Here is a 21,725-nt window from a genome sequence, read left to right as displayed (position 1 = left end):
TGGCGCCGGCTTCCGTCGGCGTGGCGATGGCGGTGTCGATACCGGGCAGGCCGCCCATGGAGCCGAGCACCGCGAAGATCAGGATGGCCGAGGGAATGATGCCGCGCAGGCATTTGGCCCACAACGCCCAGCCGTTGAGCGTGCGTGCGGTTTTGGGCACACCGGGAACATGGTGCGGCTTGAACACGCCGAGCATGAAGGTGTAGCCCGCGAAGATCAGCACCTGCAGGATGGAGGGGCCCCAGGCGCCCTTGTACATGTCACCGACGGAGCGGCCCAGCTGGTCGGCCATCACGATCAGTACGAGTGACGGCGGCACCAGCTGCGTAATGGTGCCCGAGGCCGCCAGCACACCCGTGGCGTAGCGCATGTTGTAGCCGTAGCGGATCATCACGGGCAGCGAGATCAGCGCCATGGCGATCACCTGGCCGGCTACGGTGCCGGTAATGGCACCCAGGATGAAGCCGACGATGATGACCGAGTAGCCCAGGCCGCCCTTGGCCGGGCCGAACAGCTGGCCCATGGAGTCGAGCATGTCTTCGGCCAGGCCGCACTTTTCAAGGATGGCGCCCATGAAAGTGAAGAAGGGAATCGCCAGCAGCAACTCGTTCGACAAAATGCCGAACATGTTGAGCGGCAGGTTGGACATGAAGCTGGCGGGAAACCAGCCCATCTCGATGGCAAGGAAGCCCGAGGCCAGCCCGAGGGCGGCCAGCGAGAAGGCGACGGGAAAGCCGATCAGCATGATCAGCACGAGGCCCGCGAACATGATCGGGGCGAAATTTTCCATCTGCATGGGGTAGTCCTGAAAGTATTTTTATGGGAACGAGCGATGCAAACGGATCACTGAACCGGTTTTTCGTAGTGCGTATCCATCTCGAATTTGCCCTGGAGATAGCAGATGCGCTTGATGATTTCCGAGAGGCCCTGTACGAACATCAGACCGAAGCCCAGCGGCAGCAGCAGCATCGCCGGCCAGCGGATCAGGCCACCGGCATTGCCTGAGACTTCACCTGAGCGCAGCATGCTCATGAACAGCGGCCAGCTCAGGTAGGCCATCAGCCCCATCACCGGCAGCAGAAAGATGGCCAGACCGAAGATGTCTACATACACCGGCCCGTTGCCCTTGAGCTTGCCGTAAATGATGTCGACCCGCACGTGCTCGTTGAGCTTGAGGACCACAGGTGCGCCCAGCATCACGGTGGCGGCGAACAGGTACCACTGGATTTCAAGCCAGCCGTTGGAACTGATGTCCAGGCCGTAGCGCACAAAGGCGTTGCCGGCGGAAATCATCGCGGCGAGCAACACCGTCCAGGCGGCGATCTTGCCAAGTCGCGTGGTCAGCCAGTCGTAGGCCAGTGCGAGTTTGAGGAGTGCGGGCACGGGATGTCTCCGATAAGTTCTTTTGAATGAGAAAGTACCCACCCGGGTACGTCGAGGCATGAATGGTACGACGGATGCCCGCTCCCGCACTGAATAAAGACTGACAAAAAATTTCCGGGTTTACCCTAGGGTTTTACGGCTTGTGCCAGACTCTCGCGCGTTTTTTCAGCGTACGGCCAGCCCATGGCCGGCGGTGACCTCCCCGATGACCGCTGCCCCGGCAAAGCCCTGGGCGTGGAAAATTGCCAGAACCTCGGCGGCGCTGTCTGCATTGCAGGACACCAGCAGGCCTCCGGAGGTTTGCGGGTCACTGAGCAGGGCTTTGTCTACGTCGGCAAAGGCGGCGGGCAAACTCACTTCATTTCCATAGCTGGCCCAGTTTCGCCCCGAGGCGCCCGTCACACAGCCTTGCGCCGCGAGTTCGCGCGCGCCACTGACCAGCGGCACGCGATGCCAGTCGATACGCAGCTGGACGTCGGCCCCGCGGGCCAGTTCCAGGCCGTGGCCTGCCAGGCCAAAGCCGGTGATGTCGGTGAGTGCATGCACGCCTTCCATGCGCGCCAGCTCGATACCCGGCTTGTTGAGCTGTGTGGTGAGCGCGATCATGCGGGCATAGCCTGCGGCATCCAGCTGTTCTTTTTTCAGCGCCGCCGACAGGATGCCGATGCCCAGCGGCTTGCCCAGCACCAGCACATCGCCAGTCCGGGCTCCGGAATTTTTCTTGACCCGCGATGGATGCACCAGGCCCAGCACCACCAGGCCATAAATCGGCTCGACCGAGTCGATGGTGTGGCCTCCCGCAATCGGAATGCCCGCATCGCGGCAAACGTCCTGCCCGCCGCGCAAGATGGCGCCTATGGTCTCCAGCGGCAGCACATTGATGGGCATGCCCACCAGCCCCAGCGCCATGATGGGCGTGCCGCCCATGGCATAGACGTCACTGATTGCATTGGTGGCGGCGATGCGGCCGAAGTCGTAGGGATCATCGACGATGGGCATGAAGAAATCGGTCGTCGCGATCAGAGCCTGCTCGTCATTGAGCAGGTAAACAGCCGCGTCGTCGGCAGTTTCAATGCCCACCAGCAGCTGCGGCGGAATCGGGAGGTTGCTGGAGTTTTTGAGAATTTCACTCAGCACGCCAGGCGCAATCTTGCAGCCGCAACCGCCGCCATGCGACAGGCTGGTGAGCCGGGGTGGGGTGCCCGGAAGTGTTTCAGGGGCGTTCATGGCGTGCTTTCAATGGCGTTCCCGCAGTACCGGCGGTGCGCGGGGGCAGCCAGTTTAAAACAAGGGTGTTTTCTCGGGCATTTCACCTGCTGCCCTCAGGCGCAGCCCCGGCCGCGCTTATGGCGGTTCAGTTGTCCTTGTCGGCCTTCAGTTCGCCTTTCACCGCGTCATACACAAACAGCTTTTTGGCCAGGCCGGGCTGGTAATTGAGCATGTCAATCAGGAAACTCAAGGCTCCGAGATTGTTGCCGAGGCGATCGACCGATCCTGCCATGTGGGCCTGCTGCTCATTGGCACCAGGTTTGAGCATCTGTTCCACGAGTTCACGCATGTGCATTACCGCCAGGGCTGCCTGGTCTACCCCCAGCATGGACAGCACGCCCTGCATCTGCGCGAGTTGCCCTGGTACCACGGCCAGGGGTTTTTTGTCCTCCGGCGTGCGGAAAAAGCTGTCGAGGGATTTTTCCAGCACACCCAGGGCCACGCGCAGTTCACCCACCACGCTTCCCATGGTCTGTTTGTCGTTGACGCGCTGGTACAGCTCCTCCATCCACGACTCCAGGGGTTGTGGCTGTCCGCCCGTCCTGGCGCTTTCAAGCCGCTCCGCCAGCCGGGCTGTCCGGGCCCACAGGCGCGGGTCGTTGGGGTCGAAATCGTCAAACACGGCTTCCAGGTACAGCACGGCGGTTGCCACCTCCAGCGCCAGTTCGGGGCTGGGGGCCTGACCCGAGCTGACCGTCGAGGCGATCACGCGCGTCAGTGACCGCGCCATCGGCTCGCTCGGCGGATGCAGTTTGACCAGTGAATCCGTCACCAGGCTGAACTGGTCGTTCAGGGATTTGAACTTGCTCAGGTCTCCAGCGGTGGCTGCAGACCATGTTTCCTTTGCCGAGCTGATGCGCTTGCGGGCCTGTGCGATCAGGGCCGGGGCGAAGCGGCCGAACTGGACCGACTCATAGTCCACCGGCTTGAACCGCGTCAAGCCATAACTTGAACGAACCGCCGACAGCACCGGTGCGTCGCTGGAGCGCGGGACTTTCGCCTGGGAACACAGGAAAAGCAGATCTTCCGCAAGCCGGGCCGACGCCTCCGTACCCTTGGCCAGCCAGACATACTGAAGCAGGATGCGCAGGGTTGCACGCTTTACATAGAGATCGATTTTCAGCAGCCCTTTTGCCAGTGCTTCGAAATACGCCGCTGCTATTTTCCAGAAGGTCCTGGGTTCGATGCCGGTTTGAGCCTGGGCGAAGCCCAGGCACACATCGCTGAGGCTCTGTGCGGCTTCTGCATCACCGGTCCGGATGAGGGTCAGCATCAGCCGGTCCAGCAGCTGCCTGGATTCCCCGCCGTACGCCCTGGCATCGACGGTGATATTGAGGACCGGCTCTATCCAGCGCCATTGGAACACCCAGAGATCTGCCGGATGGACGCGATCGGCGCCAACCAGGCCCTGGATGTCGCGGTACTGGGGAAAAAGTGACACCGCAGACACCGGTTTTCCGGCCAGCACGTCTTCGAGGTAATGCGCCAGGGAAAAACCAGCAAGTTCGATTTTGGTCGCAGCGTCCTGTGTGCATTGCCCCGGTGTCTGGATGAACTTTTGCACCGCCGTTTCCATGGCCCGCAGCACCAGCGCAGGCGCGCTCATGCCGACCATCTCAAGCGCGCCGACCGCCTGGTGCAACTGCTGGCGGGCAGTGCGTAACTGGCCGGCATCGAGTGCTGCAAGATCGGAGTTGCTGACGCCTTCAGCCTCCCGCAAAAAACGTTTCAGGGCTTTGTTGGAGCCTTCCAGCGACTTGCGCAGTTCTTCCAGCACCCACGCCAGGGGCCCGAGGTCCAGGAGCGTCATGTCGAGCTCGGCGGGCGATGAGTTCAGATCGTGTGGTTGCATAAGTGGCGTGCTGGTGAGTGAGTCAAGGGGCGGGGTCAAGGGGCAGTCGATGCGTCCTCCAGACACCTGCAGGCATTCTCAAGATACGGGGCGACTGGCCGGAGTCTATCCGTGTACTTGTTGTTACAAAAGGGGGTAAGTCGCCGTGGCGCGACACCTTGCCATCAATATTTCGTCGGGTTGGCAGGCCCCCTTGTTTGTCCTCGAGCCCAGTATGCAACCTAAACACTTATGCGCGCCAGCCGGTCGTCCGTCTGCTATTCTGGCCTCAATCGGCGCGCGGCTTTGATGGTGTCTTGTTTGTGTCCATTCGTGTCGATGCTTGCCAGACTTTGTGCGGGTTCAAGACGCTACACCTTTTCATTACTCCCGCCAGCAATCATTTTTTTCGCGATGGACCGCCAGATCGATTCGCCCCTCATGCGCAGCGCCGGCCGTGACGTCCTGTCGCTGGCGCTGATGGATGCCCGCAATCACACCTTGYGGATTTTTGGCCAGTACCAGCAGGCGCTGGAATCCGTTGGTTTTGCCGTGCCGGCCTCCCCGCCGCTGAGCCCCCCGCTGTGGATGCTCGGCCACGTCGGCTGGTTCCAGGAATGGTGGATCGGCCGCAATGTGCAGCGCGCGCAGGGAATACGCTGCGCACCGGGGCACACCCGCCTCGCTTCGATGGAACTCAACGCCGACCGCTGGTGGGACCCTGCGAGTGTTCCGTACAGCCAGCGCTGGGCGATTGACCTGCCCGATGTGGACGTTTGCCGTGCCTATCTGCTCGACACGCTGGAAAGCACACTGGAACTGCTGGGAAAAGCCGGTGAAGACAGCGATGCACTCTACTTCTACCGCCTGTGCCTCTTTTATGAGGACATGCAGGCCGAAGCCTTGACCCACGCAGCGCAAATGCTGGGTGTGCCCATGGAAAAGGATTTATTGCAAGCCTTCACGCCCCCGTCCATGGCACTGAGGGGCGCGCTGCTGGTCCCGGCTACCGTCTGGAAAATGGGCTCTGCCGCACCATCGGACACTGCAGGCTTTGCCTTCGACAACGAACTGGCGCTGCACGACATCAGCGTGCCCGAGTTTGAGATCGACGCGCAGCCGGTGAGCTGGGCGCAGTTCGTGGAGTTTGTCGATGACGGCGGCTATGACCGGCCCGAGTTCTGGCAGCCCGAGGGATGGGCGTGGTTGCAGGCCACCGTCAAAAGCGAGGGCAGGCGCGGTCCGCGTTACGTTGAACAGATCGGTGTGGCCAGCGGCGCCGTGATGCTGACGCGCTTTGGCAAGGCCATGCGTATGCTCGGCAACCAGCCGGCCATGCATATGAGCTGGTGGGAAGCTGACGCCTGGTGCCGCTGGGCTGGCCGCCGCCTGCCCGCAGAAGTGGAATGGGAAACCGCTGCGTGCACGGCCGCCCGCAGGGGCTTTCGCTGGGGTGACGTGTGGGAGTGGACGGGCACCACCTTTCGCGCTTACCCGGGTTTTGTGCCCGGTCCTTTCGCCGCCTATTCCGAACCCTGGTTCGGCAGCCACAAGGTGCTGCGTGGCGGCTCGTTCGCCACACGTGCGCGCCTGAAGCATCCCCGTTTCCGCAACTTCTGCCTGCCCGGACGGGATGATATTTTCTGTGGCTTCAGGTCTTGCGCGCTATAAAAAGAATAGCTGCCTGCGCTCTTCTATAAAGGATTTCAGGCACTTTTCGCCAATTTTTCCTTGCGGTATGTCCACCAGGGCAAAGTGGCGCGCAGGGACAGCACCTTGCCGCTCTGGGCCGTTTCGCCGCTGTAGCCGGGCAACTCTTCCAGCGTGGCCTGCCAGTCGCGGCTCTGGAGCTCCTTGAGCAGTGCCTGCACCTGCGGCGTGGGCAGTTCGGACTTCAGGCACACCAGGTGGTAGCGCTCCTGCGCCAGCGGGATGAAGCCCAGGCCTTTCTCGCGCGCTGCCGTTTCAATGCCAAGGCCGGCATCGGCGACATTGCTGGCAATCGCCTGGGCTACGGCCGTATGGGATGGCTCCTGGCTCTGGTAGCCCTCGATATCTGAAGTCGCCACACCGGCTTTGCCCAGCAGTTCGTCCAGCAACACGCGCGTGCCGGTGCCTTCCGCCCGGTTCACGTAACGCACGCCCGGCCTTGCAAGGTCGGTGATGCCGGCGATCTGCAGCGGGTTGTTTTTGGCCACGATCAGGCCCTGCATGCGATGGGCGAAGCCGATCAGCTTGTGCAGTCCGGGTTTGAGCAGGTTGCGGTAGGTTTGTGCGGTCACGGACTGACTGCCAGGCTGGTCCAGCGTGTGAAATCCGGCCATCATGCAGCGTCCCGCGTTCAGGGCGGCAATGGCGTCCACGCTGCCCATGAACCGGATGTCCAGGTGCAGCCCGCGCGGGCTCGCCTGCTCGCGCAACGCAGAAAGCGCTGCGTCGTGGCTTGCATACAGCGTGAGCACATGGGCGTTGTCGTCAAAGGCGGTGGAAAAGGCCCGTTCGATGTCGCCTCGCAACGCTTCGATCTGTGGCGCCAGCCGAGCCTGTGCCTGCCGCTCGGCCCAAAGCAGTTTCTCGCCGAATTCCGTGAGCCGTGCCCGCTGGCCTTTGTCCCAGACGATCAGCGTTCGGCCCAGGGTCTGCTCCCAGTCTTTGAGTGCACCCCACACGTGGCGGTACGACAGGTCGAGCGCCTTGGCGGCTTTGGAGATGGAGCCCTGCTCACGCACCGCATGGAGCATGTCCATCAGCGGATTGCGTATCAGGGCGTTTTTGCCGCGCTGGGGTGTGAGCAGGTAAGAGAGTTCGACTTTATGCATGGCAAACGGTAAGTGCACAGATTATGAGTGCATCGGTCGGCGGGAACGGGTCGGGGACGCGGTGGACAGCTTGGGTTTGCCAACCTATGCAAATGAATTCATAGCGATGATTCCCGATGCAAATCAAGGACTTAGGCCCTAGGCTAGAGTGCCGCACAGCTTTGACATGAACACCTTCTCAGACAGCGCCGCCACGGCATTCACGCTCATCACCTCGCTCGATCCCATGCTGGCCAGCATCGTGGCCCGTTCATTGGCCGTGAGTGCTTGTGCCTGCCTCATTGCCTGCAGCGGCGGCTTGCTGCTCGGTGCGTGGCTGGGCGTGTCGCGCTTTCGCGGCCGCGGTGCGGTTCTGGCCCTGCTCAACACGGCACTGGCCCTTCCGTCGGTGGTGGTCGGGCTGGTGGTGTACCTGTTGCTCTCGCGAACCGGCCCCCTCGGTTTTCTGGGCTGGCTGTTTTCCTTCAAGGCCATGGTGCTGGCGCAGGCCGTGCTGGTGCTGCCGGTCGTCACCGCGCTGGTCCGCCAGGCGATTGAAGATGCCGACCGTTCTCATGGCGAGCAATTCCGGTCGCTGGGTGCGGGCCGCTTTGTGCGCGGCCTCATTCTTTTGTGGGACGAGCGTTATGCGTTGCTGACGGTGCTGATCGCCGCGTTCGGCCGGGCGATCTCGGAGGTCGGCGCGGTGATGGTGGTGGGCGGCAATATCGACGGCTTCACGCGCGTGATGACGACTTCGATTGCGCTGGAGACCAGCAAGGGCGATTTGCCGCTGGCGCTGGCGCTGGGCATCGTATTGCTCGGGGTGGTGCTGCTGCTGAACATCCTGATCGCCCTGGTGCGGCGCTGGCGTGAGCGGTTCGACGACCGCCTGCCGGATGTGGCCCTGGCCACCGGGGGTGCGCAGCCATGACGCAGGTGTTCAACCTGCATGCCATCGGTGTGCAGTTCGGCCAGGTGCAGGCGCTCAGCGGCTGCAGCCTGCGTATCAAGGCCGGCGAAAGACTGGCGCTGGTGGGCGCCAACGGCAGCGGAAAGAGCACGCTGCTGCGAACCCTCAACGGCCTGGTCCGGCCTTCCAGCGGCAGCTTTCAGCACGACGTGCAATTGCGGCAGGCCATGCTGTTCCAGCGGCCCTACATGCTGCGCGCCAGCGTGCTGAACAACGTGGCACTCGGACTGTGGCTGGGTGGTGTGCGCTGGAAAGAGGCCAAAGTCCAGGCACTGGCCGCGCTGGAGCGCGTGGGGCTGGAGGACCTGGCCACACGCAATGCCAAGGCTTTGTCCGGAGGGCAGCAGCAGCGCGTGGCGCTGGCGCGCGCCTGGGCGCTCAAGCCGCAGGTTCTGCTGCTCGACGAGCCCACGGCCAGCCTGGACCCCACGGCCAAGCGCGAGGTCGAGCGCCTGATGGCGGAGTTTGCCGATGCCGGCATGACGCTTATTTTCAGCAGCCACAACCTGGGGCAGGTCAAGCGGCTGGCCACCCGGGTGATTTACCTTGAGCATGGCCGGCTGGTAGCCGACTTGCCGACTGCGGCCTTTTTCACCGGTCCTGTCCCCGCAGCGGCAGAAGCATTTTTAAAAGGAGAACTTGCATGAACAGCTTGAGCATGGTATCGGGAATTTTCGGGTCGATCAGGGCCTTGGTGCTTGTCCCGCTTGCGCTGGCAGCTACTGTTTCGATAGCACAAACCAACACTATCGTGATGGCGTCAACCACCTCGACCGAGCAGTCGGGCCTCTTTCCCTACCTGCTGCCCGAGTTCAAAAAAGCTACGGGCATTGACGTGAAAGTAGTCGCTGTCGGCACCGGCCAGGCTATCGACATGGGCCGCCGGGGGGACGCCGACGTGCTGTTTGTGCACGACCAGGTGGCGGAAGAAAAAGTCGTAGCCGAAGGTTTTGCCATCAAGCGCTTTCCTGTCATGTACAACGATTTCGTGCTGATCGGCCCCGCAGCTGATCCGGCCAAAACCAGGGGCAGGGACATTGTCGAAGCGCTGAAAAAACTCAGCGCCGCCAATGCCGGTTTTATCTCTCGCGGTGACAAGAGCGGCACGCATGCCGCCGAGCTTCGCTACTGGAAAGCCGCGGGCGTTGAGACGCCGGGCGACAAGCCCGCGTTTGCCAACTACAAGGCTTGCGGCTGCGGCATGGGCCCGGCGCTCAACATCGCGGCCAGCAGCGGCGGCTATGTGCTGGCCGACCGCGGCACCTGGCTGTCCTTCAAAAACCGCGGCGACCTGGCCGTGCTGGTCGAAGGCGATACCAAGCTGTTTAACCAGTACGGCGTGATGGTGGTGAACCCCGCCAAGCATCCGCAGACCAAAGTGGTGGAAGCGCAGAGGTTTGTGGACTGGATCATCTCGCCCATGGGCCAGAACGTGATCGCCGGTTACAAAATTGGCGGTGAGCAATTGTTCTTCCCAAACGCTAAATGAGTTCCCCCCTGCCCAGGCTCACTGCGTGTAGCCTGTCCTCCCCTACAGGGGACGGTGAAATTGGCTCACCCCCGTCCAAGCTCACTGCGTGTAGCTTGTTCCCCCCTCGAGGGGGCGGCGCTTGCGGTCTGGCAAAGCCAGTCCCGCGGCGCCTGCTGGTATGGATTGCTGCTGCGGTTGTTTTTTCAGGAGGCCTGACTATGGCGCATGCCCAATCGCCCGCAGCATCTGCTGAAGGCGCCGCGCCGCTGCGCGTGTATGCGGCGGGCAGCCTGCGCGAAGCGCTCACCGAAGTGGCCCGCGCGTACGAATCCCGCACGGGCGTGAAAACCCAGCTGACGTTTGGCGCCTCCGGACTGCTGCGCGAACGCATTGAAAAGGGCGAGCCTGCGCAGGTGTTTGCCTCGGCCGATACGCAGCATCCCCAGCGCCTCTATTCCGCAGCGGGCAGTGCATGGGTGCAACCCACGCTGTTTGTGCGCAACCAGCTGTGTGCTCTGGCCGTGCCGCAGCTCAATGCCGATTCGGGAAAGTTGCTCGACCTGATGCTGGATCCCGCCGTCAAGCTCGGCACCTCCACGCCCAGGGCGGACCCGTCGGGCGACTATGCGTGGGCAGTGTTCCGCAAGGCGGAAGCACTCAAGCCCGGTGCTTACACGGCACTGGACAGCAAGGCACTCAAGCTCACCGGCTCACCCGAAGCACCCCAGCCTCCGCCGGGCCGGAGTACGTATGAGTGGCTGATCACGGAGGGCCGCGCCGACCTGTTCCTGACCTATTGCACCAACGCCGTGGCGGTTCGCAAAGAAGCGCCGCGCATGAACGTGGTGCAGATGCCGGCTGCCTTGCAGGTGAGTGCGGCCTACGGTTTGACTGCGCGAAGCGGGGATGCTGCGGCTGCGCAGTTTRCTGCCTACTTGTTGACGCCGGAAGCGCAGGAGGTGTTTCGGCGGTTTGGTTTTGGGGCGCCCTAGCAAGACACCACCCCCGTCCAGTCTCACTGCGTGTAGCCTGTTCCCCCCTCGAGGGGGCGGCGCCTGCGGTCTGGCAAAGCCAGTCCCGCGGCCCCCGCTGGTAGTGTCCAAAGAATTCTTCAACCCAGCATGAGCCGCGGAACCGGCTTTGCCGGGCCGCAGGCGGGCGGCCCCCTCGGGGGGCAGCGACCCACACGAAGTGGGGGAGCGTGGGGGCTACATATAATCACCCCGTGCCCCACCACCCCGCATCCCGTCCGACCCTTCCCGTATGKGAACGCCTTGCCGCCTGGCTGGCTTTCCTGGCCGTGGCGGCGGCGTTGTGGGCACCGGTGTCCATGCTCGCCCAGGACGTGCGCAGCGGCAAGCTGAGCGGCATTTGCAGCGTCAACACCGCTTCGTCTGATGCCGGCGTGGACTCCACCGATGGCAATGCAGCCTCCCCAGGCCAGCGCTGCGACCTGTGCGGCTCAGCAGGGCTGGTGCTGCCACCTCTACCGGTAGCAAGCGTTTCCTGTGTCACCGGTACCACGGTTGCGGTGGCGGATATTCCGGCAACCACCGGCACAGCCATCTCCGGGCTGCCTTTCAGCCGCGCACCTCCCGCACTTTGAACTGAACCGCCTCTCGCTGGAGGCCTCAGGCATCCCGCGCACGGGCCTTGCGGCCGGCGCCGTGCCATCGTTCATTTCAGCGTGCACTTTCACGAGCCTTTTCTGCGCACCCGTGCGCTCCGTTCGGCATGGCGCTCGCTGGCCCTAATTTCAGCCGCAAATCCTGCTGCCTTTAATTTTCAATCCTGTAAGAATCAATCATGAAATACCCAAATGCTATTAAAACCATAGCTGCTTGCGCTCGTCCCTATTGGGCTGGAGCTATCTTTATTGCCGTATCGCTGCCTGCCGCCGCACACGTCACCCTGGAATACCAGGTCGCGAATGCAGGCAGCTACTACAAGGGCACATTCAAGGTCGGGCATGGCTGCGGGAATTCACCCGTCAAACAGATCGTGGTCACCATCCCCGCGGGTGTGCAGGGTGCCAAGCCCATGCCCAAAGCAGGCTGGACGCTGGAGGTCACACGTGAGAAGCTGGCGCAGCCGCTGCTGGATCACGGCAAAACCGTCACCGAAGACGTGTCGCGAATCAGCTGGACAGCTAAAACCCCCGCTGACTACCTGCAGAACGACTGGTACGACGAATTTGTGCTGCAGGCCAAACTGCCCGCACAGGCGGGCATGTTGTATTGGCCAGTCAGCCAGGTTTGCGAGACCGGCAAGGTTGACTGGGCCGAAGTGCCCAAGCCAGGCCAAAAACTGTCCGACCTCAAAAACCCTGCTGCCGCGCTTGAGCTGATGCCTGCAGGCGGTGGTGAACACAATCACTGAGCGAGCCCCGGCGGTTTTATTTCCGATTCAATTTACTGCTTCAAGGAGCATTTACACATGACATCCGCAAAATTCTCAAAAGCCGTGTTGGCATTTTCGATGGCACTGGCCAGCATGGCCGCCCTGGCCCAGACGGCCGCCGTCAAGGTCGATGGGGCGTGGGCGCGTGCCACCGTGCAAGGGCAAAAAGGCACGGGGGCTTTTATGAGCCTCACCGCCAAGGATGGGGCCCAGCTGATCGGCGTGTCGTCGCCGGTGGCGGGCGTGGCTGAAGTGCATGAAATGAAAATGGACGGCGACGTCATGAAAATGCGTGCCGTGCCATCGCTTGATTTGCCTGCAGGCAAAAAGGTCGATCTCAAGCCAGGGGGTTACCACGTCATGCTGATGGACCTCAAGGCACCGCTGGCCAAAGACAGCACAATCCCCGTGACCCTGCTGTTCAGGGACGCCAAAGGTGTGGAAAGCAAGCTCGAGCTGAAGCTGCCGGTTGCCACTGCCGCACCGGGAGCAGCCGGTGCCACGGCCGAGCACAAGCACTGATTTGTGTTTGCGGGGTTAGTTGCGTTTGCCCGGGCCCAGGCGGCGGTAAACCGTGGCCCGGCTGACGCCGAGCGCCTTTGCGGCCTGCAGCACATTGCCGCGTGAATCGGTTACCGCCTTGCGGATCAAGGCGGTTTCGAGTTCCTTCAGCGTTCGCGACGCGGCGCCTGAAGGCGGCAGGCTGGTTGCCGGGGGCGGCGAGTCCCGGCCGGGCAACTGCGGCAGCGCGTGCAGGCGCAGGCCTGTCCAGAGCGGCACCTCGAGGATGCCGCCATTCACCGGCGCCTGGCGCTGCGCCGCGTCAAACAGCATTTCGAAGGGCATGGCAAAGAGATCGTTGCAATGCGGCGTCATGCCTGCGGTGAAGCCCAGCTGTGAAATCATCTGCCGCGCCGCCTGGTTGGCGCCAGTGACGCAACCATCGGTATCCACGCACACCAGCCCATCGGTCTCATCCCCCAGCGTGCGGCCCGGCCAATTCAGCCGGATCAGCAATGCATGGGGTTTGCCCAAAGTGAGTGCGTTCTCTATGCTGCGCGCGGATTGCGCAACGAGGTGTTTGAGCTCGGGTCTCTCGACCACTTCGATGCCCGTCAGGTCCAGCATGCCGGCGCAGCGGCCGTCGGGGCCGAACAAGGGCGCGCCGGCGCAGCTGTAGACCGAGGTGGCATCAAAAAAATGCTCACCCCGATGCAGCCACACCGGTTGCAGTTCGGTCAGCGCTGCGCCGATGGCGGTAGTGCCCACTTGTTGTTCCGAAAGGTCCGTACCGATGCGTGTGATCATGTCGGCACGGCGGTCGCGCCGGTCTATCGGGCCATTCACATTGATGACCACGCCGGCCTGGTTGGTCAGGATGGCGAAGTAGCGCGTGTCGGCAATGGCCTGGCCCAGCTTTTCCAGTACAGGTGCCGCAGCTTGCACCAGCTGGTGGTTGGCCTCCAGCGTGCGGCGCAGCGCGGCGGCCGGAACGATATCGAAAGAAGGCGCCCGCTCGGGCCGCTGGCCGCCGGCCAGGCAGCGCTGCCAGGAGCGCTCTATCCAGCTTTCAACCACCGGGCTGACACCTCCGGGCGTGTACTCACCGTACAGAACCGCTTGCCGTGCGCGGCCTATGTTGGCCAGCCGGTCCGGCCCGCCGCTTGAGAGAGCCGGATACACCGATGTCATGGGGGTTGTCATGGAGGCCATGACGCATTGTGGCCAATTCAGGCCGTTCGCGGGTGGTGGCGGCTTTGGTTGACTGCGCCGGTATGACAAGCGCGTGCGGGCTGCAAAAGCCGGCCGGCTTACAGACTGGGAAATTTATAAGAAAAGTGGCTCCAGCCCAGACTCAGTTTGCGCAAGTAGCTATAAAAAAATAGCAATTTTCGACTGGATAGCTTTATTCCTGAATGCGCAATCCAGCACCCGAAAATACCTCAGTCAATCTATCGAAATAGCTGACATCGTTCGTGAGGGTTTCACAGACAGTTGAAAACTGTTTTTTATCTTTGAAAGCTATTTTGCAATCCAATCTGTTCTCCCTCAACACATCGTAAAGAGCATCGAGATTGGTGCCTGCATAGCCTTTGTACCCAAAAAAAGCTTCGCCAAGCCGGCAATACAAATCCTGCTTTGAACGCAAGCCTGCTGCGTCAAGGACGATGGGACTTTCATCCACCTTTGCCTGAATCCAGTTGGTTTTCGAAGTTAATGCCTGACACATGGACAACCATGAGTCGCCATACYGCACGCTCAAGTCAGACCAGTTAATAGAAAGACCGTCTGCCCACGCATCCAGCAGCATCGATTTGAACCCGTCGTACTCGCCAAACAAGGCCAAGAGGTAAGTGCGCTCCCCCACGGTCGCTAAATTATTTGCGACGTAAAAAAGGGAAATCCGAAACTCAACACCGGCGTACACCTTCCACAGCGAATACAGGACACCGGTTTCCAATTGGGCGGAAGCACCACGTGCCTTCAAATTCCACATTGAAATCAAAAAACCGTCCGGGCTTTCACTCAGAGCATGAGACATGCCCTGAACGTTTTCGACATCCCATTCCATTTCAACGGCGCCAGATTCCCTGCGAATTAACATTGATATCATTTTTTTAACCTCCAGCCCATATTCAGCGTGCGCCAGCAGCTATAAAAAACATAGCAGTTTTGAGGCCGGCCACGGTCATCAACAGGGATCCCAGCACGTGCACGGTGGCCGTAAGCGCGGCCAGCCCGTAGCGCGCTTCCATCAGGAAAATCACTACTTCGGCCGAAAACGAGGAAAACGTGGTGAGACCGCCCAGGAACCCCGTCACCAGCGCCAGCCGCCACACCGGGTCCAGCTGGGGCATGGACTGGAAGCCCGCGATGCAGATGCCAATCAGGTAGCCGCCAATCAGGTTCGCCGCAAGGGTGCCCCAGGGAATGAGGCCGCCCGGCGTCAGCCACAGGCCGAGGCCCCAGYGCGCCAGCGCACCGATTGAAGCTCCAAGAGAAATGGCGATGACGTTCAACATGGCGGTGGCGGGTGGTTTGTTTGGCGGGAGAATGGAGCCATGACTTTAACCTCAGCACCCGCTTTCAGCGAGCCTTCGGGCTTTCTGGGGGTGGTGATGCTTGATACGCGCTTTCACCGGTGGCCGGGTGACATCGGCCACCCAGACGCGTTTGGCGTGCCCGTTCGCCAGCGGGTGGTGTCGGGAGCCGGGCCCGGCAAGATTGTGCAGACCGCCGCCGGCCTGCGTGCTGCGGGCGTGCTRCCGGCTTTTGTGCAGGCGGTGCAGGCCTTGGCGAGCGAGGGCGCGTTGGCCATCACCACCAGTTGCGGTTTCCTCGTGCTGCTGCAGGACGAATTGCAGGCGGCCGTGGAGGTTCCCGTTATCACTTCCAGCCTGCTTCAATTGCCGGTGCTGCTTGCACGCCACGCCAGGGTGGGCGTGCTGACCATCAGTTCAGCGGCGCTGGGTGAGGAACACTTGCGTGCTGCAGGTGTGGCGCATGAGCGTCTGGCGGATGTGGTGGTGCAGGGGGTGGATCCTGAAAGTGAATTTGCTACTGCCATTCTGGGTAACCGCCCGACCATGGACAGGGAGAAGGCGTGCGGCGATGTAGTGGCGGCTGCGGTGGCCCTGAGGCAGCGAGAGCCTTCATTACAGGCAGTGGTGCTTGAATGCACCAACTTGCCGCCGTACCGCCACGCAATTGAAGAGGCCACCGGCTTTGAGACCTGGGCGCTGACTGACGATGAGAGACTTCTGTCGCCCTGGCGCGTCCGCTGAGCCGCTATCTATTTATCTTTGCCCATGACGAGATCAGGCAAGCTGGTCACGATCTGCGGGAATACCGTGATCAGCACAATGCACACCACCAGGCAGCCAAAGAAGGGAATGGCGGCGCGTGCAATCGTGTTGCTGTCTTTGCCGGTCATGTTTTGCAGCACAAAAAGATTGAAGCCCACCGGCGGCGTGACTTCGGCAATCTCGACCAGCAGGATGATGAAGATGCCGAACCAGATGAGATCGAAACCGGCCTTCTGGATCATCGGCAGCACCACGGCGCTGGTCAGCACGATCATGGAGATGCCGTCGAGCGCGGTACCCAGGATCAGGTAGACGATGGTCAGCACACCGATCAGCGCAAACGGCGAGAGGTTCATGCTGTTGACCCATTCGGCCAGCTCACGTGGAATGCCGGTGAAAGCCATGGTTTTGGTCAGGAATGCCGCGCCAGCCAGGATGAACATGATCATGCAGCTGGTGCGCGTCGTGCCCATCAGGCCCTCTTTGAAGTTTTGCCATGTCAGTGACCGGCTCCACAGCGCCAGGCCCAGTGAACCGGCCACACCGTAAGCCGCGCATTCGGTGGCCGTGGCATAGCCGCTGATCAGCACCCAGCAGATGAAAACGATCAGCGCAGCGCAGGGAAGCAGGTTGCCCGACTGCCTGATCTTCTGCATGAACGTGGAAGGCGGGTCGGCGGCGGGCACCTTGTCGGGATGGCGCAGGCTCCACCAGATGATGTAGCCCGAGAACAGCGCCATCAGCAGAAAGCCCGGGAAAAAACCCGCCAGGAAGATGCGGATGATGGACGCGTCGGCCGCGACGGCATACACCACCATGGTGATGGACGGGGGAATCAAAATACCCAGCGTGCCGGCGGTGGCGAGGGAGCCCAGGGCGATCTTCTCGTCGTAGCCGCGCTTGAGCAGCTCAGGCAGCGCAACCTTGGAAATCGTGGCGCAAGTGGCGGCCGACGAACCCGAGACCGAGCCGAAGATCCCGCAGCCCAGGATGGTGGTATGCATGAGGCGGCCGGGCACGCGGTTGAGCCAGGGGCGCAGGCCCTCAAACATCTCTTCGCTGAGCTTGGTGCGAAACAAAATCTCGCCCATCCAGATAAAGAGGGRCAGGGCTGCCAGTTCCCAACTGGCATTGCTTTCCCAGAAAGCACTGAAGAGATTCTTGCCCGGTTGGGTTGTTGTGAAAAAGGCCTGCCCGACCCAGCCGCAGATGGCCAGGGTCATCGCAATCCACACGCCGCCCGAGAGCAGCAGCATCATGAGCAGCAGCAAGATGCCGCCCACCATCAGGATATCCATGTTGTTGTCTTTGTAGTCTGGAAAATAAACGGAAATGAAAGAGACGCAGGCTGAGGCTCAAACTTCCGAAGAGAAGTCGCCGCGCGCATGGCGTTCTTCGACTTCGCGCACAAAGGTCGGCACGCCGCCGCGTATCACGATGATGAATTCATCGACCACGGCGACCAGCAGCAGGATGGAGCCCAGCGCAAAGCTCAACTGCGGAATCCACATCGGCATGGGCAAGAGGCCTTGCGAGATGTCGTTGAACTCCCAGCTTTCATAGGTGAAGAGGCATGCCGACCATGCCAGGTAGGCCACCGCCACGCTGCCGATAAAAAGCGAGGCCAGCTCCAGCACGCGGCGGGTCTTTGCATTCACTGAATCGAGCAGCAAGGTCACCCGCACAAAGTCGCCATGCTTGAATGCGTGGGCCATGGCAAAGAAGGCGGCGGCCGCGCAAAACCAGGCCACCACGTCGTTCACGGCGCCGGTGTTAACGCGGAATTCGCGCAGGATGCTTTGAGCGATCATCAGCACCGCGATGAGGGCGATGAAGGCGGCGCCCAAGGCCCCGCCTGCCAGATAAAGTTTGTCGAGGAATTTGCGCACGGCCTGCCTTGTTGTATGCCTTACTTCTTCGCGGCCCTGAGCTTGTTGAAGTTGGCGATGATGGCTTCGCCGTCAGGGCCGGCCTTTTTCACCCAGTCGGCCTGCATGATGGTGCCGACCTGCTTCATGTCGGAGACCAGCTTGGCCGGCGGCGTGACGATCTTCATGCCTTTGTCGGCCAGGGCCTTTTTGTACCACTCGTTCYTTTCCTCGCTGAGCTTCCAGCCGCGCACTTCGGCGTCCGCCGCGGCCTTGGTGAGGGCCGCCTGTGTGGCGGGGTCGAGCGCATCAAAGGCTTTTTTGTTCACGATGACGGCATTCTTGGGCAGCCAGGCCTGGGTGTCGTACCAGTACTTGATGCTTTCATAGGTCTTGGAGTCATAGCCGGTCGAGCCCGAGCTCATGTAGCTTTCCACCACGCCAGTGGCCAGCGCCTGCGAGAGTTCAGCCGCCTGGATGGTGACCGGCTGCGCGCCGATCAACTCGGCAATCTTGGCGGTGGCGGGGCTGTAGGCGCGCCATTTGATGCCGCGCAGGTCGGCAACCGAGGCGAGCTCTTTCTTGCTGTAAATGCCTTGCGGTGGCCACGCCACGGTATAGAGCAGCTTCATGCCCTGTGTGCCCAGCAATTTATCAAGTACGGGCTTTTGGGCTTCGTAGAGTTTTTTGGAATCAGCGTAAGAGGTGGCCAAAAAAGGAATGCCATCGACGCCGTAAATCGGATTCTCGTTTTCGAAATTGACCAGCAGCACTTCACCGATCTGGGCCTGGCCGCCTTGCACCGCACGCTTGATTTCGTTGGCCTTGAAGAGCGAGGCGTTGGCGTGCACCGTGATCTTGAGTTTGCCGCCGCTGGCCTTGTCGACGTCTGCCGCGAACTGCGTCAGCGTTTCTGTGTGGAAGTTGCTGGCTGGGTAGGCCGCGGGCAGATCCCACTTGGTCTGGGCGAAAGCGTTGGCGCCGAAGGCGAGAGCGGCGGCCACCAGAGTGACTTTGAATTTCATGAAAAGCTCCAGGACAAGGAATTAGTAAGTAGTAATAGGATAGACGCAAATCCCGCGCCAGTTCACCGGGCATACCCCGAAAAGCCGGCGCCTACCTGTTTTGCGACCTTGAGGCCCCGCCATGAACCTGCGTTTTGTTGAAGCTTTCTATTGGGTTGCCTCGCTCAAAAGTATCTCGCGCGCCGCGGAGAAGCTCTACCTGACGCAGTCTGCCATGTCCAGCCGGATCGCCACACTGGAAGAAGAGCTGGGCATCCTGCTGCTGGACCGGCGCGACAAGCAGTTCAAGCTCACCGTCGCGGGCGCGCGTTTCCTGGTCTATGCGCAAAAGCTGCTGGAGCTGCAGCGCGAGGTCAAACACGAGATGGGTTCCGGTGCGGCCATGGCGGTATCGATGCGCATAGGTGCCATCGAATCGGTGCTGCACTCCTGGCTGATTCCCTGGCTTGAAAAACTCCGGGTAGACCATCCGGGCCTGGAGCTGGAGCTGACGGTGGAAACCACCCCCATCCTGATGGACCAGGTGCAACGCGGCACGCTGGACCTGGTGTTTGCCGCATTGCCCGCGTCGGCGGACGGGGTACGCAACCAGGCCTTGCCGCCCATGGACATGGCGTTTGTGGGAAATCCGGCGCTGCATAAAAAAAGAAATTACCGGCTGGATGAGCTCGCGGAGATGGAGTTGCTGACATTTCAGAAAGGCTCGCAGCCGCACGTCACGCTGGTCGACCTCTTCAAACAGCACCGCATGGAACCCAAAAAGGTGCATGCCATTTCATCCATTTCCGCGATGGTCCAGCTGGTGCAGGGCGGCTTTGGCGTGGCCCTGCTGCCGCGCATCGCGGTCCAGCGCCTGACGGGGTTCGCCAGCCTGAAATTGCTCACCTGCGACACCCGTGTGAAGTCGTTGCCGATCCACGCGAGCTACCGCACCGACCCGACTTCATCGGTGGTTGAGACGGTGGTCAGGTCGGCCGTGCAGTTTGCCGCGGAGAGCACGGGAGCCGGCACCAAAACGGGTCGCAAGCCGGCGGCCAGGGTTGCAAAAACAGGCAAAAAAGGTGCATCAGGGTAAATACCAATCATCGAAAAAATCGATGACGTAAGCAAAAAATTACTTGTTTGATTTCGTCATTTGCTAATCGCACACTTCGTCACATGTCATCCAACCGTCATGTTTTTACGAGGAGTGCGTCATGAAGAAATCTTGGTGGGCCAAAGTGGCCGCAGTGTTGCTATCAACCGGCATGGCCTTTGGCGTGCATGCACAGCAAGAGATAAAAATCGGTGTGCTTTATCCGCTCACCGGGCCGGCCGCCTCCGTGGGTGCCGAGCTGCGCAGCGCGCTGGAACTCGCCGCCGACATCATCAATAACGGTGCGCCCGGTGTTTCCGAGCTGCCGCTGTCTGCCGGCAAAGGCTTGCCCAACCTCAAGGGCGCAAAAATCAAGCTGGTGTTTGCCGACCACCAGGCCAACCCGCAGACTGGCGCTACGGAAGCCGAGCGCCTGATCACACAGGAAAAAGTCGTGGCACTCGTGGGTGCGTATAACAGCGCCGTCACCGCCACGGCCAGCCAGATCGCCGAGCGCGCCGGTATCCCTTTCCTGAACCCTGAATCGTCGTCGGCATCGCTCACGCAGCGCAACTTCAAGTGGTTCTTTCGCACCACGCCGCACGACGACCTGTTTGTGCACAACGCCTTTGATTTCCTGAAAGAACTCGAAGCCAAAAAGGGCATCAAGGCGGGCGTGGTCGCCAGCCTCAACGAAAACGGCTTGTGGGGCACGGAAACCACCAAGCTGCAGACCAAACTCGCGCCCGAGTTCAAGCAGAACCTGGTCAAGCAGGTGATGTACCCGGCCAAAACCACGCAGCTGACTTCGGAAGTGCAGACGCTCAAGGCGGCGAACCCCAACCTGGTGCTGCAGTCGTCCTACACGGCCGATGCCATCCTGTCGATCAAGACCTACAAGGAACTCGGCTTTTCGCCGGACATGATCCTGGCGAACAACGCGGGCTTCACCGATACCGATTTCATCAGGACACTCGGCAAGGACGCCGACTACATCATCACGCGTGAAGTCTGGGCGCTGGACCTGGCCAACCGCAATCCTCTGATCAAGCAGGTCAACGACCTGTTCAACAGCCGCTACAAGATCAACTTCACCGGCAATTCCTCGCGCACTTTCACCGGCCTGATGGTGATGGCGGACGCTATCAACCGTGCTGGCTCCACCGAGCCCGAAGCTATCCGCAAGGCATTGGCCGCCACCGACATGCCCGGCAGCAAGCTGATCATGCCGTGGAAGGGTGTGAAGTTCGATGCGACCGGCCAGAACACCCTGGGCCAGGGCATCCTGGTGCAGATCATCGGCGGCAAATACAACACGGTCTGGCCGTTCGACATGGCCTCGCGTGAAGTGACCTGGCCCATGCCCAAGTGGGACCAGCGCAAATAAGCCGCGAGTTTTGACCTAAAAAGCCAAGAGACAACCATGACTACGGAAATATTGCTTCAGACGCTGGCCTCCGGCGTGCTGATTGGGCTGATTTACGCGCTGGTGGCTATCGGCCTGACCATGATTTTCGGCGTCATGGACATCGTGAACTTTGCGCACGGGGAATTCCTCATGCTGGGCATGTACTCGGCCTTCTGGCTGTTTTCCCTGTATGCGCTGGACCCCATGCTTACCTTGCCGCTGACAGTGATCATGCTGTTCGGCTTCGGCGTGCTGCTGTACAAACTGGTGATCGTGCGCATCATCAACGCGCCCATGCTGTCGCAGATCTTCACGACCTTCGGCATCATGATCCTGTTGCGCGGTGTGGCCCAGTTCCTCTGGAAACCGGATTTCCGCTCCATCGAGAATTCGGCGGTCAGCGGAACGGTCAAGCTGC

At 61.2% G+C, this 21,725-nt stretch carries 23 protein-coding genes; 12 read left to right on the top strand and 11 right to left on the bottom strand.

Annotated features, from left to right (window positions below; translation table 11 throughout):
* The 4 genes from AC1D1P_RS01775 to AC1D1P_RS01760 form a co-directional block, all read right to left on the bottom strand.
* On the bottom strand, positions 1-796 hold a 796-nt coding region (locus AC1D1P_RS01775), incomplete at its 3' end, for a TRAP transporter large permease subunit (RefSeq protein WP_477671926.1).
* A 47-nt stretch (positions 797-843) separates the two neighbouring features.
* Complete coding sequence (locus AC1D1P_RS01770) at positions 844-1,383, bottom strand: TRAP transporter small permease subunit (RefSeq protein ID WP_477671925.1); 540 nt, start codon at positions 1,381-1,383, stop codon at positions 844-846.
* Positions 1,384-1,548: 165 nt separating this feature from the next.
* A complete protein-coding gene (selD, locus tag AC1D1P_RS01765) occupies positions 1,549-2,610 on the bottom strand; it encodes a selenide, water dikinase SelD (RefSeq protein WP_477671924.1) in 1,062 nt (353 codons plus the stop codon).
* A gap of 127 nt (positions 2,611-2,737) precedes the next feature.
* Positions 2,738-4,504, bottom strand: coding sequence for a FimL-related protein (locus tag AC1D1P_RS01760; RefSeq protein ID WP_477667982.1), 1,767 nt, complete (start codon positions 4,502-4,504; stop codon positions 2,738-2,740).
* 393 nt (positions 4,505-4,897) lie between these two features.
* Between AC1D1P_RS01760 and senA the strand changes: the two genes are divergently transcribed.
* On the top strand, positions 4,898-6,154 hold the full coding sequence (gene senA, locus AC1D1P_RS01755) for a selenoneine synthase SenA (protein WP_477671923.1): 1,257 nt from the start codon (positions 4,898-4,900) through the stop codon (positions 6,152-6,154).
* A gap of 35 nt (positions 6,155-6,189) precedes the next feature.
* Here senA and AC1D1P_RS01750 read toward each other — a convergent pair whose 3' ends face one another.
* A complete protein-coding gene (locus tag AC1D1P_RS01750) occupies positions 6,190-7,302 on the bottom strand; it encodes a substrate-binding domain-containing protein (protein ID WP_477671922.1) in 1,113 nt (370 codons plus the stop codon).
* 166 nt (positions 7,303-7,468) lie between these two features.
* Between AC1D1P_RS01750 and AC1D1P_RS01745 the strand changes: the two genes are divergently transcribed.
* From AC1D1P_RS01745 to AC1D1P_RS01715, 7 genes are all read left to right on the top strand, one after another.
* Entirely contained in the window at positions 7,469-8,215 is a 747-nt protein-coding gene (locus AC1D1P_RS01745) for an ABC transporter permease (protein WP_477671921.1), read from the top strand.
* The gene (locus AC1D1P_RS01740) at positions 8,212-8,901 is read left to right on the top strand and encodes an ABC transporter ATP-binding protein (RefSeq protein ID WP_477667978.1); all 690 of its coding nucleotides are present in this window, start codon (positions 8,212-8,214) and stop codon (positions 8,899-8,901) included. Before AC1D1P_RS01745 ends, AC1D1P_RS01740 begins: the two co-directional genes overlap by 4 nt.
* A complete protein-coding gene (locus AC1D1P_RS01735) occupies positions 8,898-9,743 on the top strand; it encodes an ABC transporter substrate-binding protein (RefSeq protein WP_477671920.1) in 846 nt (281 codons plus the stop codon). Before AC1D1P_RS01740 ends, AC1D1P_RS01735 begins: the two co-directional genes overlap by 4 nt.
* A 200-nt stretch (positions 9,744-9,943) precedes the next feature.
* Positions 9,944-10,717, top strand: coding sequence for a molybdate ABC transporter substrate-binding protein (locus tag AC1D1P_RS01730; RefSeq protein WP_477671919.1), 774 nt, complete (start codon positions 9,944-9,946; stop codon positions 10,715-10,717).
* A 233-nt stretch (positions 10,718-10,950) separates the two neighbouring features.
* Positions 10,951-11,331: a DUF2946 family protein gene (locus AC1D1P_RS01725; RefSeq protein ID WP_477671918.1), complete on the top strand. Its 381-nt coding sequence runs from the start codon at positions 10,951-10,953 to the stop codon at positions 11,329-11,331.
* Positions 11,332-11,531: 200 nt separating this feature from the next.
* Positions 11,532-12,104, top strand: coding sequence for a YcnI family copper-binding membrane protein (locus AC1D1P_RS01720; protein ID WP_477671917.1), 573 nt, complete (start codon positions 11,532-11,534; stop codon positions 12,102-12,104).
* Positions 12,105-12,161: 57 nt separating this feature from the next.
* Positions 12,162-12,647, top strand: a complete 486-nt coding sequence (locus AC1D1P_RS01715) for a copper chaperone PCu(A)C (RefSeq protein ID WP_477671916.1) — start codon at positions 12,162-12,164, stop codon at positions 12,645-12,647.
* Between the two features lie 15 nt (positions 12,648-12,662).
* On the opposite strand, the gene AC1D1P_RS01710 is transcribed toward AC1D1P_RS01715, so the two are convergent.
* The 3 genes from AC1D1P_RS01710 to crcB all read right to left on the bottom strand — a co-directional run bounded on the left by AC1D1P_RS01710 (position 12,663) and on the right by crcB (position 15,148).
* Positions 12,663-13,838 (bottom strand): sigma-54-dependent Fis family transcriptional regulator, encoded by a 1,176-nt coding sequence (locus AC1D1P_RS01710; RefSeq protein WP_477671915.1) that lies wholly within the window; start codon positions 13,836-13,838, stop codon positions 12,663-12,665.
* A 193-nt stretch (positions 13,839-14,031) separates the two neighbouring features.
* Positions 14,032-14,697 (bottom strand): barstar family protein, encoded by a 666-nt coding sequence (locus AC1D1P_RS01705; protein ID WP_477671914.1) that lies wholly within the window; start codon positions 14,695-14,697, stop codon positions 14,032-14,034.
* A 64-nt stretch (positions 14,698-14,761) separates the two neighbouring features.
* Complete coding sequence (gene crcB / locus AC1D1P_RS01700) at positions 14,762-15,148, bottom strand: fluoride efflux transporter CrcB (protein WP_477671913.1); 387 nt, start codon at positions 15,146-15,148, stop codon at positions 14,762-14,764.
* Positions 15,149-15,187: 39 nt separating this feature from the next.
* Here crcB and AC1D1P_RS01695 point away from each other — a divergent pair, with 39 nt between their 5' ends.
* Complete coding sequence (locus tag AC1D1P_RS01695; RefSeq protein ID WP_477671912.1) at positions 15,188-15,910, top strand: aspartate/glutamate racemase family protein; 723 nt, start codon at positions 15,188-15,190, stop codon at positions 15,908-15,910.
* Between the two features lie 8 nt (positions 15,911-15,918).
* Here the strand turns inward: AC1D1P_RS01695 and AC1D1P_RS01690 are convergent, their stop codons facing one another.
* The 3 genes from AC1D1P_RS01690 to AC1D1P_RS01680 are packed head-to-tail and all read right to left on the bottom strand — an operon-like array spanning position 15,919 to position 18,824.
* Positions 15,919-17,229 (bottom strand): TRAP transporter large permease, encoded by a 1,311-nt coding sequence (locus tag AC1D1P_RS01690; RefSeq protein ID WP_477671911.1) that lies wholly within the window; start codon positions 17,227-17,229, stop codon positions 15,919-15,921.
* Positions 17,230-17,286: 57 nt separating this feature from the next.
* Positions 17,287-17,820 carry a TRAP transporter small permease gene (locus AC1D1P_RS01685; RefSeq protein WP_477667968.1) on the bottom strand — a complete coding sequence of 178 codons (534 nt, stop codon included), beginning with the start codon at positions 17,818-17,820 and terminating at the stop codon, positions 17,287-17,289.
* 20 nt (positions 17,821-17,840) lie between these two features.
* Entirely contained in the window at positions 17,841-18,824 is a 984-nt protein-coding gene (locus AC1D1P_RS01680) for a TRAP transporter substrate-binding protein (protein WP_477671910.1), read from the bottom strand.
* A 121-nt stretch (positions 18,825-18,945) separates the two neighbouring features.
* Here AC1D1P_RS01680 and AC1D1P_RS01675 point away from each other — a divergent pair, with 121 nt between their 5' ends.
* The 3 genes from AC1D1P_RS01675 to AC1D1P_RS01665 all read left to right on the top strand — a co-directional run.
* The gene (locus AC1D1P_RS01675; RefSeq protein ID WP_477667966.1) at positions 18,946-19,899 is read left to right on the top strand and encodes a LysR family transcriptional regulator; all 954 of its coding nucleotides are present in this window, start codon (positions 18,946-18,948) and stop codon (positions 19,897-19,899) included.
* 121 nt (positions 19,900-20,020) lie between these two features.
* Positions 20,021-21,286 carry an ABC transporter substrate-binding protein gene (locus AC1D1P_RS01670; RefSeq protein WP_457280039.1) on the top strand — a complete coding sequence of 422 codons (1,266 nt, stop codon included), beginning with the start codon at positions 20,021-20,023 and terminating at the stop codon, positions 21,284-21,286.
* Between the two features lie 36 nt (positions 21,287-21,322).
* Positions 21,323-21,725: branched-chain amino acid ABC transporter permease (locus AC1D1P_RS01665; protein ID WP_477671909.1), on the top strand; the 403-nt coding region annotated here is incomplete at its 3' end.

This window comes from Polaromonas sp. P1_E1_2 (assembly GCF_056406035.1).
Note: the sequence above shows the minus strand (reverse complement) of the source record. Positions and strands in the feature narration are given on the sequence as shown.

Bases quoted from the DNA above. Each gene is read 5' to 3' on its own strand.
- selD (WP_477671924.1), bottom strand. From the start codon at position 2,610: ATGAACGCCCCTGAAACACTTCCGGGCACCCCACCCCGGCTCACCAGC.
- AC1D1P_RS01760 (WP_477667982.1), bottom strand. From the start codon at position 4,504: ATGCAACCACACGATCTGAACTCATCGCCCGCCGAGCTCGACATGACG.
- AC1D1P_RS01750 (WP_477671922.1), bottom strand. From the start codon at position 7,302: ATGCATAAAGTCGAACTCTCTTACCTGCTCACACCCCAGCGCGGCAAA.
- AC1D1P_RS01745 (WP_477671921.1), top strand. From the start codon at position 7,469: ATGAACACCTTCTCAGACAGCGCCGCCACGGCATTCACGCTCATCACC.
- AC1D1P_RS01740 (WP_477667978.1), top strand. From the start codon at position 8,212: ATGACGCAGGTGTTCAACCTGCATGCCATCGGTGTGCAGTTCGGCCAG.
- AC1D1P_RS01735 (WP_477671920.1), top strand. From the start codon at position 8,898: ATGAACAGCTTGAGCATGGTATCGGGAATTTTCGGGTCGATCAGGGCC.
- AC1D1P_RS01720 (WP_477671917.1), top strand. From the start codon at position 11,532: ATGAAATACCCAAATGCTATTAAAACCATAGCTGCTTGCGCTCGTCCC.
- AC1D1P_RS01715 (WP_477671916.1), top strand. From the start codon at position 12,162: ATGACATCCGCAAAATTCTCAAAAGCCGTGTTGGCATTTTCGATGGCA.
- AC1D1P_RS01710 (WP_477671915.1), bottom strand. From the start codon at position 13,838: ATGGCCTCCATGACAACCCCCATGACATCGGTGTATCCGGCTCTCTCA.
- AC1D1P_RS01675 (WP_477667966.1), top strand. From the start codon at position 18,946: ATGAACCTGCGTTTTGTTGAAGCTTTCTATTGGGTTGCCTCGCTCAAA.
- AC1D1P_RS01670 (WP_457280039.1), top strand. From the start codon at position 20,021: ATGAAGAAATCTTGGTGGGCCAAAGTGGCCGCAGTGTTGCTATCAACC.